The organism is Gammaproteobacteria bacterium (genome assembly GCA_029884425.1).
In the GTDB taxonomy this organism is placed as follows: Bacteria; Pseudomonadota; Gammaproteobacteria; order S012-40; family S012-40; genus JAOUHV01.
In genome coordinates, this window is sequence record JAOUHV010000067.1 from 1 (window position 1) to 12,931 (window position 12,931).

At 50.1% G+C, this 12,931-nt stretch carries 14 protein-coding genes and 2 pseudogenes; 7 read left to right on the forward strand and 9 right to left on the reverse strand.

Annotated elements, in window-relative coordinates:
- A partial coding sequence (rlmKL, locus tag OEW58_13135; protein ID MDH5302295.1) for a bifunctional 23S rRNA (guanine(2069)-N(7))-methyltransferase RlmK/23S rRNA (guanine(2445)-N(2))-methyltransferase RlmL occupies window positions 1-1,302 on the forward strand: 1,302 nt, incomplete at its 5' end.
- Window positions 1,303-1,362: 60 nt separating this feature from the next.
- The gene (locus OEW58_13140) at window positions 1,363-1,692 is read left to right on the forward strand and encodes a multidrug efflux SMR transporter (protein MDH5302296.1); all 330 of its coding nucleotides are present in this window, start codon (window positions 1,363-1,365) and stop codon (window positions 1,690-1,692) included.
- A 117-nt stretch (window positions 1,693-1,809) separates the two neighbouring features.
- Here the strand turns inward: OEW58_13140 and OEW58_13145 are convergent, their stop codons facing one another.
- From OEW58_13145 to OEW58_13155, 3 genes are read right to left on the reverse strand one after another with little or no spacing between them, the layout of a single operon-like run.
- Window positions 1,810-2,100 carry a TRL-like family protein gene (locus tag OEW58_13145; protein MDH5302297.1) on the reverse strand — a complete coding sequence of 97 codons (291 nt, stop codon included), beginning with the start codon at window positions 2,098-2,100 and terminating at the stop codon, window positions 1,810-1,812.
- Between the two features lie 9 nt (window positions 2,101-2,109).
- A complete protein-coding gene (locus OEW58_13150; protein MDH5302298.1) occupies window positions 2,110-2,412 on the reverse strand; it encodes a TRL-like family protein in 303 nt (100 codons plus the stop codon).
- 18 nt (window positions 2,413-2,430) lie between these two features.
- The gene (locus OEW58_13155) at window positions 2,431-2,712 is read right to left on the reverse strand and encodes a hypothetical protein (protein MDH5302299.1); all 282 of its coding nucleotides are present in this window, start codon (window positions 2,710-2,712) and stop codon (window positions 2,431-2,433) included.
- Window positions 2,713-3,147: 435 nt separating this feature from the next.
- Between OEW58_13155 and OEW58_13160 the strand changes: the two genes are divergently transcribed.
- The 4 genes from OEW58_13160 (at window position 3,148) to OEW58_13175 (ending at window position 7,110) form a co-directional block, all read left to right on the forward strand.
- Window positions 3,148-4,137 carry an NAD(P)-dependent alcohol dehydrogenase gene (locus OEW58_13160; GenBank protein MDH5302300.1) on the forward strand — a complete coding sequence of 330 codons (990 nt, stop codon included), beginning with the start codon at window positions 3,148-3,150 and terminating at the stop codon, window positions 4,135-4,137.
- Window positions 4,138-4,233: 96 nt separating this feature from the next.
- On the forward strand, window positions 4,234-5,157 hold the full coding sequence (locus tag OEW58_13165) for an NAD-dependent epimerase/dehydratase family protein (GenBank protein ID MDH5302301.1): 924 nt from the start codon (window positions 4,234-4,236) through the stop codon (window positions 5,155-5,157).
- 162 nt (window positions 5,158-5,319) lie between these two features.
- Window positions 5,320-6,138 carry a hypothetical protein gene (locus OEW58_13170; protein ID MDH5302302.1) on the forward strand — a complete coding sequence of 273 codons (819 nt, stop codon included), beginning with the start codon at window positions 5,320-5,322 and terminating at the stop codon, window positions 6,136-6,138.
- A 102-nt stretch (window positions 6,139-6,240) separates the two neighbouring features.
- Window positions 6,241-7,110 (forward strand): alpha/beta fold hydrolase, encoded by an 870-nt coding sequence (locus tag OEW58_13175; protein ID MDH5302303.1) that lies wholly within the window; start codon window positions 6,241-6,243, stop codon window positions 7,108-7,110.
- Window positions 7,111-7,247: 137 nt separating this feature from the next.
- Here OEW58_13175 and OEW58_13180 read toward each other — a convergent pair whose 3' ends face one another.
- The 3 genes and pseudogenes from OEW58_13180 to OEW58_13190 form a co-directional block, all read right to left on the reverse strand.
- A complete protein-coding gene (locus OEW58_13180; GenBank protein MDH5302304.1) occupies window positions 7,248-7,622 on the reverse strand; it encodes a group 1 truncated hemoglobin in 375 nt (124 codons plus the stop codon).
- A 30-nt stretch (window positions 7,623-7,652) separates the two neighbouring features.
- Window positions 7,653-8,018: pseudogene (locus OEW58_13185) on the reverse strand (group 1 truncated hemoglobin).
- A 30-nt stretch (window positions 8,019-8,048) separates the two neighbouring features.
- Window positions 8,049-8,462, reverse strand: a pseudogene (locus OEW58_13190) (group 1 truncated hemoglobin).
- A 281-nt stretch (window positions 8,463-8,743) separates the two neighbouring features.
- Here OEW58_13190 and OEW58_13195 point away from each other — a divergent pair.
- The gene (locus OEW58_13195) at window positions 8,744-9,883 is read left to right on the forward strand and encodes an HD domain-containing protein (GenBank protein MDH5302305.1); all 1,140 of its coding nucleotides are present in this window, start codon (window positions 8,744-8,746) and stop codon (window positions 9,881-9,883) included.
- 38 nt (window positions 9,884-9,921) lie between these two features.
- Here OEW58_13195 and OEW58_13200 read toward each other — a convergent pair whose 3' ends face one another.
- The 3 genes from OEW58_13200 to OEW58_13210 all read right to left on the reverse strand — a co-directional run.
- Complete coding sequence (locus OEW58_13200) at window positions 9,922-10,128, reverse strand: cold-shock protein (protein MDH5302306.1); 207 nt, start codon at window positions 10,126-10,128, stop codon at window positions 9,922-9,924.
- 208 nt (window positions 10,129-10,336) lie between these two features.
- On the reverse strand, window positions 10,337-12,454 hold the full coding sequence (gene recQ, locus OEW58_13205) for a DNA helicase RecQ (GenBank protein MDH5302307.1): 2,118 nt from the start codon (window positions 12,452-12,454) through the stop codon (window positions 10,337-10,339).
- Window positions 12,455-12,499: 45 nt separating this feature from the next.
- The coding region (locus tag OEW58_13210; GenBank protein ID MDH5302308.1) for a hypothetical protein at window positions 12,500-12,931 on the reverse strand (432 nt) is incomplete at its 5' end.

Sequence of the window (12,931 nt, forward strand, 5' to 3'; positions counted from 1 at the left end):
CATGTTGAAAAATGCGACGTGGTCGATGCCGCCCCCGGCAGCAGCAAAGATCAGCCGGGTCTGGTTATCGTCAATCCACCCTACGGCGAACGTCTGGGCGAACGCGCCCAATTGCACACGCTGTATCGCCAACTGGGCGAAACCATCAAAGCCCGCTTTGTTCACTGGAAAGCTGGCGTGTTCACCAACACCGACGAATTGATCAAACCCATGGGGCTGCGCTATGCGCGCTCGCATAATTTTTACAACGGCGCGCTGGAATGCAAACTGTTCCGCTTTGATGTGGACGAAGACAACTTCACTTCCGGCCAGGCTCGCCCTCGCCCACTGCCCGCCGACGAGCGCAGCGACGCGGCGCAAATGTTTGCTAATCGCATAAACAAAAATGTGAAAAAATTTGCCCGCTGGTTAAAGCGCGAAGACATTCACTGCTATCGCCTGTACGACGCTGACCTGCCCGAATACGCCGTCGCCGTCGATGTTTACGAAGGTGAAAAGCGCTGGGTACACGTGCAGGAATACGAAGCACCGAAAACCATCGATCAACAAAAAGCACGTCATCGTTTGCGTGAAGTATTGGGCGTGCTGCTGGATGAACTGCACATCACCAATGATCAACTGTTTTTCAAAGTTCGCCGCAAGCAAAAAGGTTTGGCGCAGTACGAACGCCTGGCCGAAAATCGTGTATATCATCAAGTGACCGAAGGCGGCTGCCGTTTCTGGGTCAACTTTGAAGATTACCTCGACACCGGTTTGTTCCTCGATCACCGCATCACTCGCGGCATGATTCGCGACATGGCCAAAGACAAACGCTTTTTGAATCTGTTCGCCTACACCGGCAGTGCCACCGTTTACGCTGCCGCCGGCGGTGCCAAATCCACTCTCACCGTCGACATGTCGCGCACCTATCTCGAATGGGCACAACGCAATATGGAATTGAACAATTTCGGCGGCAAGCAGCACCAGTTTGAACAGGCCAATTGTCTGGAGTGGTTAAAAACCGCCGTCTGGCGCAAACAGCAGTTTGATCTGATTTTTCTTGATCCGCCAAGTTTTTCCAGCTCCAAACGCATGGAATCAACATTCGATGTGCAACGCGATCACGTCGCGCTGGTCGAACAAGCCTGCGCCCTGCTCAGTGCCGACGGCGCGCTGATTTTCTCCAACAACTTGCGCAGCTTCAAACTCGATCCATCACTGGCAGAGCGATACGACATCAAGGATCTCTGTCGCGCCACCCTGCCTGATGATTTTGAGCGCGATCCGAAGATTCATCACTGCTGGAAAATCAGCAAAAAATAGCCGGCTCGACGCCCCCAATCTTTCGTTGCACAATAGGCCATCAGTTACGGAGTTTAACTCATGGCCTATCTCTACCTGCTCATCGCCATCATCAGCGAAGTCATCGCCACCAGCGCCCTCAAAGCCAGTAACGGCTTCACCCAACCCCTGCCCAGCGTACTGGTGGTGGCCGGCTACGCCAGCGCCTTTTACTTTCTCAGCCTGGTACTCAAATCCATCCCCATGGGCATCACCTACGCCATCTGGTCAGGGCTGGGCATCATCTTCATCAGCCTGATCGGCGTCTGGGTCTACAAACAGAGTCTGGACATGGCCGCCATCGTCGGCATGGGGCTGATTTTGGCGGGCGTGGTGGTTATCCAGTTGTTTTCCAAGAGTGTGTCGCAGTAGAAGCACGAATAGGCTCGAAAATACAGCTCACAAAAAGAACGGCCTTTTACCACTCCAGCAAGCAATAAAAGGCCTGTTCAACAGTAAGGCAAGACACGCTAGATTAGCTGCTAAATATCATTTGCCATAGACATTCACGCAAGAGGTATTTCCACCAATAGAAACATGCTCAACGTATTTTACATAGCTGATGCCACCAGCCTTAGCAGCAGCACCAATTGTTGCATCACCAACCCAACCAGAGAAACTGCCCTTTTCTAGACAGGCAGTACCTTTATTCAGTCCACTAATATTTACTTCCGTATTATCGTATACCATTCGATAATCGGTCCCCATCACACTACAAGCAGACATCACTGTCAGCAAGGGAAGCAATGCAAGCGCTTTAACGATACTAGTTTTCATCATTCCTCCCTCCTAGTTTCCATACACAACAGTGCAATTTTCCCGAGTCAACCCCAAAAAGCCCTCATTGTAAACTTGATCGACATGAGCTACTTTTGAAATTCCACCATTTTTGGCTGCAGTTGAAACTGACTTATCAAACGTTGTTGGAAAAATAAGCACTGTCGAAAGACAAGCTTGGCCCTTTTTCAACTTATCCAGTTCAGAATAATTTGTTTTAGAGCCATCGAATTCAACGACAGTCCTAGAAGATGTTATAGAACAACCAGACAACAACGCTGCCACCGCTATCAGCGGAAAAAAGACTTTAAACATATTTACCTCCCTCTCCACTTATTCGCCGTAAGCTACAGTGCAATGCTGCCCCAATGGCAACATTTCTTTTTCAACATGCTTTACGGAAGAAATTCCTCCATTTTTTGCCGCCGCAGAAAGAGAAGAATCTGAGTTCCCAATTATAGAACTGCAAGCCTTTCCTTTTTTCATACTTGAAATTTTAGAAAAATCTGTCGCACTTCCATTGATTGTTTGCTGATATTCGGTCACTTTGGTGGCGCACCCCGATAAAACCAAAAAAGGCAATATCAGCATCAAAGCTGGCTTTACCATTTTCATTCTCCTCCATTAAAGTCCATATTCCATCCAAAAAACAAATTGCAGGCAGCACACGCCAACAAAAATGTCACTAAAAAACAAAAAGGCATGTTTTATATGCGACAGCAAGACAGATCAGTCTCTCCAAGCTGCTAGCCTATATGAAAGTTCATTAAATGAAAAATATCAACAAAAATATTATTTTGTTTGCGACAAAGCCTTGCTGATAAATCGGCCCGTAGGGCGCAATAACTGAAAGGCATTGCGCCGAATGACAACACACCGGCTGGTGCAATGCGCTTTCGCTGATGGCACCCTACACCGGATTTGAGCTTGTCGGATAAAAGGTACAAGATTATAGTCACCATGGTGCGCACGGCGGCACCCTACGGGAAATGGTCCATTCATTTTCATGCAAAATTAACCCAGGGATAAAGGAATATTCGAGGAAACGATATGAAGGCTTTCACCTATAGCCAATACGGTTCAGCTGAGGTACTAAAACTATCGCAGATACCCAAACCAACGCCAAAGGACAACGAGGTATTGGTAAAGGTTGAAGCCGTATCGGTGAATGCCGCCGATTGGCGGATGATGAAGGCTGATCCGTTTTTGGTTCGTCTGGGCGCTGGACTATTCAAACCGAAAAAAGACTCGATCCCTGGTGCTGACATCTCAGGCCGGGTGGAAGCCGTTGGCAAAAATGTTCGCCAGTTTAAACCCGGGGACGAGGTATTCGGCGAAACATCCGGGAACGGGTTTGGTGGCTTTGCGGAATACAAATGCGCCAAAGAAACTGAGCTGGTGCTAAAACCCGCCAACCTCACCTTTGAACAAGCCGCCGCAGTTCCCATGGCCGGCCTCACCGCTTTGCATACTGTGCGTGATGTCGGCAACGTACAGGCTGGACAAAAGGTTTTGATCAATGGCGCCTCTGGCGGCGTAGGCACATTCGCTGTGCAACTCGCAAAATATTACGCTGCCGAAGTCACGGCTGTTTGCAGCACCAGCAAACTAGAACAAGCCCGCGCCCTCGGTGCGGATCACGTTATTGATTACACGAAAGAAGATTTCACCCGCAACGGCAATTGTTACGATATTGTCTTTGGCCTGAATGGATTTCGTTCCATATTTGATTACCGGCGCATATTGTGTCCGAACGGTCGGTATGTGATGACAGGTGGAAACTCCGCTCAATTATTCCAGGCACTGCTGCTGGGGCCACTACTTTCGATCGTTGGCAAGCGCAAAGTGAGCGCTGTTTTTTCCAAGTCAAATCAACAGAACTTGCAGTTTCTTGGAGAGATGCTTGCGTCGGGCAAACTTAAAGTCGTCATCGACAAACGTTTTCAATTTGATGAAGTGCCGGAAGCCATTCGCTACGTTCAGCAAGGCCACGCCAAGGGCAAAGTTGTGATTACTGTCGGTACCCGGCCTGTCGACTAAACAGTCTCCCCAGGCCCATTCCATTTATTCACACAGAGGAATAACATCGTATCATTCGTAAGTTGTCACACAAGCAACAGGAGGAAATAAAACACTATGCACACGATACTCGGCGCAAATGGTGTTATTGGCCAAGGGTTGTCCAAGGCGCTTGTTTCGGTCTCGCCTGCCATCCGTCAGGCCAGTCGCAATCCCAGAAAAGTCAATCCGACAGATGAGACCGTGGTGGCCGATTTGTTGGATGCTCAGGCAACGGCAAAGGCAGTTGCTGGCAGTGAAGTGGTTTATCTCGTCGCGGGTTTAAAATACGACACGGCAGTCTGGCAGGAACAATGGCCCATCGTAATGCGTAATGTGATTGATGCCTGCAAACGCCATGGAAGTCGTCTCGTGTTCTTCGACAACGTCTATGCCTATGGCCATGTGGATGGCGTAATGACCGAGAATACGCCATTCAATCCGACCAGCAAAAAAGGGGAAGTCAGAGCAAGGATTGCCACCATGCTGCTGGATGAAATACGCAATGACAATCTCAAAGCGCTAATCAGCCGTTCAGCCGATTTTTATGGACCAAATGCAGTCAACAGTTTTCCCCATGCGACAGTATTCGAACGGCTCAGAGCTGGAAAGGCGCCGCAATGGATAGGAAACCCCAACGCACTGCATACCTTCACCTATACGCCGGATGCCGGAAATGCCGTAGCCTTGCTCGGCAGATCGCCTGAGGCCTTTGGCCAAACCTGGCATTTGCCCACAGTCAAGGAACCAATCAAAGGAGCGGACTTCGTACGTTTGGCTTGCGAGTTGGCAGAGCGCCCATACAAGTTGCAAGCCGTACCCCGCTGGGTATTGAAGCTCATGGGTATTTTCATGCCCATCATTCGCGAAAACGATGAAATGATGTACCAGTTTGAATACGACTATCGCTTCGACAGCAGCAAGATCGAGTCAGCCTTTGGTTTGCGTGCAACGCCATACCGCGTCGGAATCAAAGAGTCCCTCGCCAGTCAGAAGGCATAAAAGCATGCTTTGGTCGAATATAAAATATTTTATTTCTTGATCATAAAATCTGTATGGCGCATTACACACCCCAAACGATATTACAAACACATGAAGCGGACTTTGCTATTAGGATATAAATGAATAACAACGTTGGATATTTTTAGGGCGGATGAATCCAGCATGGAACGCATCAACAATAAAATATTGTTTGCATCGCTACTCCTTTTCCTGCCAAGCATTGCTTTCAGTGGAACACTGGACGACTTCGAGCGTGACTCGACCACGCCGCAATCTAGCGAGCCGAAAAAATCCAGCAGTCGCGGCTCATGCAACGGCATGGATTGTTCAGAGGACTCATCATCCATCGGCGACGAATTTACAAGACATATGTTCAGTGGACTTTTTGATGCCGTAGCCCGTGGAGTAGGCTTTACCTTCTCTCATGGCACCCGCGTCACACTGGACCGAACATCGTGGTATCAACGAACACCCGGCATTACGCCACGCAAGACTGGCTCACCCTTGCTGCCCACATTTCGCGCCAGCGGCACATGGCAATCAGTTTACCCTGATCTGGAAGGTCGCGATTTTTCTGTTGAGGTTGGACATTCGCTATTCAGTGCGCAGATCAGAAAAACTCAATTTGTCGAAAATACCCCTGCTGACTCGCTGACCTTATCCTACGGCATTATTTATTACCGTTTATCGTACGGAAATAATTTTGAAATCAACTTCGGTCTTGGCAGAAGTGAACTGACAGGCAATCATAAAAATATAGGTACCACATTTTCCGCCCCTATCACTTGGCAATTTGCTGACGATTTTGCGTTTAGTCTGTGGCAATCGTACTCAAGCATTAACCGGGTTGCGCTTTCCGACATAGATTACAGTTTTATGTACGTCAAAAATGGATTTTCCACATCACTGGGGTATCGTTCGGTATCCAATCCTGTCTCGGAATTATCCGGCCCCTACGTGGGATTATCCTATTTTTACTAACCAGGGGCTTCAGCAGATTTGTTCGAAACATTTCGCCCGCTTGAGAATTAAGGCGTTAAAATAACCGGCACATAACTATTTACCGTATGGAGACAATAAACAATGCACAAAAAATCGGTTGAGTTCATTTCTGACGGTCAAACCATTGTCGCGGACGTGTACATCCCCAATGAATCAACATTAAACGCCCCTGCCATTTTGCTGTGCCACGGTTTTGCCGGGGTAAAAGAGCTGTTGCTGCCCGCCTTTGCCGAATATTTTGCCAGCGCCGGATACGTGGCCATGACCTTTGACTATCGTGGCTTTGGTGGCAGCGGTGGTGAGCCTGGGCGCTTGGTGCCAGCGCTGCAAATCGAAGACATCAAACAGGCCATTTCGTTTTTGGCCAGTTGCCCTGAAGTTGACGCCAGCCGCATCGCATTGTGGGGCACGTCCTTTGGCGGTGCGAACGCCATTGTCGTGGCATCAGAGGATGATCGCGTCAAGGCGCTGTCTGTGCAATTGACCTTTGCCGATGGCGAGAAAATTATCACCTCGGAGATGAGCCAGGAAGACAAGGAAAAATTCCTCGGTACCCTTGAAAAAATGAAAGAGAAAAAAGAAAAAACCGGCAAGGAAATGATGGTACCTATCGTCAAAGTGCTGACCGATGAGCAGTCAAAAGAGTTCTACAACGAATACTCTGAAGCATTCGATGCGCTTAAAATTAAAATCCCGTTCCTGACCATCGCAGAAACCCTGGCACACAAACCTATCAACTCCATTTCGAAAGTAAATGTTCCTGTGCTGGTCGTTGCTGCCACCAATGACAGCGTCAACCCGGTTACAGAGTCTTATTCATTGTTCGAGGCTGCCAACGAACCCAAAGAGTTGTTTGAGCTTGAAGGCGCAACACACTACGAAGTTTATAAAGGCAAATTGTTTGAACAAACCGCCGCAAAACAGGTGGAATGGTTCAGCGCACATTTATAATTTTTTGCTTCGCGGATGTGCTTGGCTTGCGTCAAGCACATTGACAGAAATTCATCTGATTTATAACGCAAAAAAAGAGGACCTTAGGGGGTAAGGTCCTCCAAAAATAAGTACTTCCAAATAGGGATGAAAGTACCTTATTTGCCCAGTACGTCGTTGCGAGTGCTTTCTGCGATCGCAGCGGCTTGAGCAATCAGATTGCTAGGAACACCCAGTTCAGTCAGGGTTGCGCCCAGGTTCTCGATAACGGCATCGAAGTGGCTGTCGTTCAGACCTTTGGCTACCAGGTGAGCATGGCCAGCGCGCATGTCTTTACCGGTGTAGTTGTGTGGTCCGCCCAGCGCCATAGTCAGGAAGGCTTTCTGTTTGGAAGCCTGCTTGCCCATGTCCACGCCTTCGAAGAACTTGTTGATGCGGGCATCAGCCAGTACTTTGCGGTAGAACACGTCTACGGCCGCGTTCACGGCAGCTTCGCCACCGATTTGCTCGTACAGCGACTTGCCTTTGTTCATTGCGGCTTTTTCTTCAGCAGTGTAGCCAGCCAGCACGTCTTTGCGCGTGCTTTCTGCGATGGCAGCGGCTTGTGCGATCAGATTGCCAGGAACGCCCAGTTCAGTCAGGGTCGCACCCAGGTTTTCCATAACCGCGTCAAAATGAGAATTGTTCAGACCTTTTTCTACCAGGTGAGCATGGCCCAGGCGCATGTCTTTACCGGTGTAGTTGTGTGGGCCGCCCAGCGCCATAGTCAGGAAGGCTTTCTGTTTGGAAGCCTGCTTGCCCATGTCCACGCCTTCAAAGAATTTATTGATACGGACATCAGCCAATACTTTGCGGTAGAACACGTCTACAGCAGCGTTCACGGCAGCATCGCCACCGATTTGCTCGTACAGTGACTTGCCCTTGCTCATTGCGGCTTTTTCTTCGGCAGTGTAACCAGCCAGCACGTCTTTGCGCGTGCTTTCTGCAATGGCAGCAGCTTGAGCAATCAGATCACCAGGAACGCCCAGTTCAGTCAGGGTCGCGCCCAGGTTTTCCATAACCGCGTCAAAATGAGAATTGTTCAGACCTTTTTCTACCAGGTGAGCATGGCCCAGGCGCATGTCTTTGCCGGTGTAGTTGTGTGGGCCGCCCAGCGCCATAGTCAGGAAGGCTTTCTGCTTGGAAGCCTGCTTGCCCATGTCCACGCCTTCGAAGAACTTGTTGATGCGCTTGTCAGCCAACACCTTGCGGTAGAACACGTCTACTGCGGCGTTAACAGCGGCATCGCCACCGATACGATCGTACAAACTTCCACCAGCGGAAGCGTTGCTTGAAGAATCACCACCAAAAAGTTTTTTCAAAAAACCAAACATCGCATGTCTCCCTAAAGCAAATATCACCCAAAGTGACGGCAGACTATACGCCTACAAAGATTCACTGTAAATGTATCTTTCAAAAAAATGCCTATTTTTTGCCATTTGCCAAGCTAATTGATAAGTTAAAAACCAAGTATTTAGCTAAGATTAATAGATTCAACTTAAGCACCACAGGAGAATGCAACACGTTATAAACGGCGAATTACTTGCTTATACAAATTCAGCAGGTGATATCAGATCGCCTTTTGATCAGGCTAACTGCAAGCGAGAATAACAACATGGAAAACCGTGAAACGTTACACCAGGATAGTCTCCGCTTTCTTAGCGAAAAAGGCAGCTTGAAAGACAAGCTAGTTAAAGCACATCAGCGTATACAACAAGACCTGCCGTTCATCGCACGTATTGCAATCACGCTGTACGATCCCAAAACCCGTGTGCTAAAAACTTTTTTGCACAGCAGCGGTGGCGACAATCCCATTTCGAATTATCAGGCCTTGCTGGACAATGCCCCATCCCTAAAAGAAATTCTCAAAACTGGTCAGCCGCGCGTCATTAACGATATGCGCAACCTGAATACTGACCCCAAGGAACACAACAAAAAACTCAGCGATCAAGGATACGCCGCCAGTTATACGTTACCGATGTACAACCAGGGGGAGTTCCAGGGATTCCTGTTCATGAATTCTTATCAAGCGGATGTGTTTGATTCACTGTCTCTGGAAAAAGTTGATTTGTATGCCCACCTGCTGGCTATGATGGTGGTGAACCACGTTTCCTCGGTCAACACTCTTACCGCAGCAGTCAAAACCACTGGCAACATTACCCATTTGCGTGATCCTGAAACCGGCAGCCACCTGGATCGCATGTCACGCTACAGTTTGCTCATCGCCCGAGCGCTGGCCAGCGCTCATCACCTGGATGATGAATACATTCAACACATTTTCATGTTCGCGCCACTGCACGATATTGGCAAAATTGCCATTCCCGATGACATCCTGCTCAAGCCAGCAAAACTCGACGAAGATGAAATGAAAATCATGCGGACGCACACCACGCGCGGCCAGGAGATCATTGATGATTTAGTCACCAATTTTGGTCTGAATCAACATGGCCACGTCGATATTTTGCGCAACATCGCGCTGTATCACCATGAGGCCGTTAACGGGACAGGATATCCCTGTGGCAAATCCGGCGATGACATTCCCTTCGAGGCTAGAATCGTTGCCGTAGCGGATATTTTCGATGCATTGACGAGCGAGCGGCCATACAAAAAAGCCTGGAGCAACGACGAAGCACTTGAGTGGCTGGCAAAACTGGCGGGGCAAACATTAGACAACGACTGCGTACAGGCGTTGATTTCTCATCGCGGTGAGGTTGAACAGATCCAGCAGGAATTTAAAAGTAATCCGCTGGAATAAAATAAGCCCCACCGAAGTGGGGCTTATCTGCAAGCTGTTTAGCTAACCACAGTTACCTGGGTTGCCTGTGGGCCCTTGGCGCCCTGCTCGACTTCGAAGCTAACTTTTTGACCTTCTGCCAGCGTTCTGAAACCAGAACCGCTGATAGCAGAAAAATGCACAAACACGTCGCCGCTGCCGTCTGCTGGTGAAATGAACCCGAAACCTTTGGCCTCGTTAAACCATTTAACGGTACCAGTTGCCATGCTTTTACCCCTTTTGACTTATTTCTTTAATTATCGTGTCCAACCGCGTGTAAGGTAACCCCAGAGTCATTCACTCCGTTACTCCCCCCCCTAGCGCTAGAACACTGTTGAATCGACGCCTTGCTTTCGCGGAACAAGGTCGCGAACAATATAACCACATTTTTTGCCGAAAGGGAAACACTCTTTTTCTCTAGTGCGTTGAAACAAACTAGATTTTATCTATAAGACTGGCCTTAACACAGCGCAAAATTTCATAGGGATAGGCACCGTTTAAGTCATTGTAAACATTTTGCAGCCGACCACTTTGGTCAAGCTCCAGAGCCAGCCTGATTTCCTTCAGCACGCCATCATCCAGACCCGTCACTTCGGACAGGGCCAACTGCCCCTGCTGAACCGCTTTGCCCAAATGTCCGTACACCGTTGCCGGGGACAAGCCGCGCATGCCGGCAATGCGGTCAACATCCATTCCCAGGCGGAACATGTTTAAACTTTCAACTGCACTTTCTTGCGCCGTAGGTGCCTCGACAGTCTGGTGTTCGCGCAAAACCTGCAGAAAATCCTCGGCATATTCGTCCAGTTTTCTGCGCCCCACACCGGAAATATTCGCCATTTGCGCCAAGGTCTGTGGTCGATTTTCCAGCATTTCCATCAGAGTCGCATCGTGGAAAATCATGTACGGCGGCACCTGATGCTTTTCTGCCAACACCTGCCGACAACGCCGCAACGCATCCCACAACAGCTGATCGCCAAAACGGGCAAAGTCATAGCCACGCCGTTGTCGTTTCTGCGGCGAACTTTGCTTTTCAAATTTTCTCAGTTTGATGCGCAGCTCACCCCGCAAAATCGCCCGGCAAGCCTCGGTCAAATGCAAACCACCGTGCCCCTGCCAATCCACTGACAAAAATTGACGGGAAATCAGTTGTCTGAAAAGGTGACGCCACTCATCCTCAGTGTGCTCCTTGCCGATGCCGTAGGTGGACAGAGTATGGTGGCCCAATTCGCGAATGCGTGGATTGTCTTTGCCGAGTAAAATTTCCACCAGATAATTAACCCCAAACCGCTGACCGGTCCGATGCACGCACGACATGGCCTTCTGCGCGCTGACTGTCGCGTCCCAGGTTTGCGGTGGCTGCAAACAAATGTCGCAGTTGCCGCAGGGCTGGTCGAGATGATCGCCAAAATAACTGAGCAACGCCTGCCGCCGGCAGGTGGTGAGTTCGCAAAACCCCAGCATGGCATCCAGCTTGTGGCGCTCTACCCGCTTGACGCTTTCTGCGGCGGTGGAAGATTCCTGCATTTGCCGCAACATAATCACGTCCTGCAGGCCATACACCATCCAGGCATTGGCCGGTAAACCATCCCGCCCTGCCCGGCCTGTTTCCTGATAATAGGCTTCCAGGCTTTTGGGTAAATTCAGATGGGCGACGAAACGAACATCAGGCTTGTCTATCCCCATACCGAACGCAATTGTGGCCACCATCACCACGCCGTCTTCCCGTAAAAAAAGCTGCTGGTGTCGCGCCCGATCCTCCGCCGACATGCCGGCGTGATACGGCAATGCCTTCACTCCTTTGGTTTGCAACCAGTCAGCCACTTCATCAACTTTTTTGCGCGATAGACAATAGACCACACCTGCATCGCCTGGGTGCTCGCTCTGGATAAATCGCAATAGTGATTCACGGGTGTTGCGGGTTTGTTCAGCGATGCGATAACGGATATTCGGTCGATCAAATCCGGTGATGAAAACCTGGGCATGTTCCAGAGACAATCGCTGAACAATTTCTGCTTGGGTGGCGGCATCCGCCGTCGCCGTCAAGGCAATACGCGGCACCTGGGGAAAACGTTCGTGCAGTACCGATAGCTGAATATATTCAGGCCGGAAATCATGTCCCCACTGGGAAACACAATGCGCTTCATCAATGGCAAAAAGCGCGATATGCGTCTGGGACAAAAGCGACAACATGCGTGGCATCATCAGACGCTCAGGCGCGATGTACAGCAGGTCCAGTTCGCCGTGTAGCACTGCGGTTTCTACCGCGCGGGCACTGTCCGCAGACAGCGTCGAATTGAGAAACGCAGCCCGCACCCCCAACTGGCTCATCGCCGACACCTGATCCTGCATCAGCGCGATCAATGGCGAAATCACCACACCAATCCCGCTGCGCACCAAGGCCGGGATCTGATAGCAAAGTGATTTGCCGCCACCCGTAGGCATGAGCACCAGGGCGTCCTTCCCTTCGATCACATGCTCGACCACCGCCGCTTGCACCAAGCGAAAGTGATCATAGCCGAACACCTGTCGTAACACCTGTTGCGCTGTGGTCATGAGTGCGTCGTAAATACTGCCATTAATTCGTTGCCCAACCGGGCATTATTTTCTGCGCAACTGTACACAGCGGTGGGCCGGCAACGTCGCCCATATTTCCGCCAGGTGCGCGACCTGGTTATCCAATTCCTGCTGATCTGCCCCCGCCAGCAAACAGACGCGAACATCGTGGGGTTCTGGAGTAGCGGTATATTGAAACGGCCCCGCAAATTTTGCCACCAGCCGCTCCGGGCCTGGCGGTATCCGCGCATCTTTAAATACCACTGTAGGTGCCTGCTGATCCTCGGAAACCGCCAAAGCCACCACCACGGGCTTCACCGAGGCCATTTTAAAAATCGTGGTTTCGCCCCCGACCAACAGGTGATCCAGTGGCTTTGTCAAACCATCGGCGGACTCTTGAAACGCCATCAGCGTCAAGGGCGGAGGATTTGCGGAATCGGTACGAATTTTATCCGCCTGTAGCTGTGATTGATCCGC

What these genes read in the sequence shown, in the direction of transcription:
- OEW58_13140 (MDH5302296.1), top strand. Translation starts at nt 1,363, where the DNA reads ATGGCCTATCTCTACCTGCTCATCGCCATCATCAGCGAAGTCATCGCC.
- OEW58_13145 (MDH5302297.1), bottom strand. Translation starts at nt 2,100, where the DNA reads ATGATGAAAACTAGTATCGTTAAAGCGCTTGCATTGCTTCCCTTGCTG.
- OEW58_13150 (MDH5302298.1), bottom strand. Translation starts at nt 2,412, where the DNA reads ATGTTTAAAGTCTTTTTTCCGCTGATAGCGGTGGCAGCGTTGTTGTCT.
- OEW58_13155 (MDH5302299.1), bottom strand. Translation starts at nt 2,712, where the DNA reads ATGAAAATGGTAAAGCCAGCTTTGATGCTGATATTGCCTTTTTTGGTT.
- OEW58_13160 (MDH5302300.1), top strand. Translation starts at nt 3,148, where the DNA reads ATGAAGGCTTTCACCTATAGCCAATACGGTTCAGCTGAGGTACTAAAA.
- OEW58_13165 (MDH5302301.1), top strand. Translation starts at nt 4,234, where the DNA reads ATGCACACGATACTCGGCGCAAATGGTGTTATTGGCCAAGGGTTGTCC.
- OEW58_13170 (MDH5302302.1), top strand. Translation starts at nt 5,320, where the DNA reads ATGGAACGCATCAACAATAAAATATTGTTTGCATCGCTACTCCTTTTC.
- OEW58_13175 (MDH5302303.1), top strand. Translation starts at nt 6,241, where the DNA reads ATGCACAAAAAATCGGTTGAGTTCATTTCTGACGGTCAAACCATTGTC.
- OEW58_13180 (MDH5302304.1), bottom strand. Translation starts at nt 7,622, where the DNA reads ATGAACAAAGGCAAGTCGCTGTACGAGCAAATCGGTGGCGAAGCTGCC.
- OEW58_13195 (MDH5302305.1), top strand. Translation starts at nt 8,744, where the DNA reads ATGGAAAACCGTGAAACGTTACACCAGGATAGTCTCCGCTTTCTTAGC.
- OEW58_13200 (MDH5302306.1), bottom strand. Translation starts at nt 10,128, where the DNA reads ATGGCAACTGGTACCGTTAAATGGTTTAACGAGGCCAAAGGTTTCGGG.
- recQ (MDH5302307.1), bottom strand. Translation starts at nt 12,454, where the DNA reads ATGACCACAGCGCAACAGGTGTTACGACAGGTGTTCGGCTATGATCAC.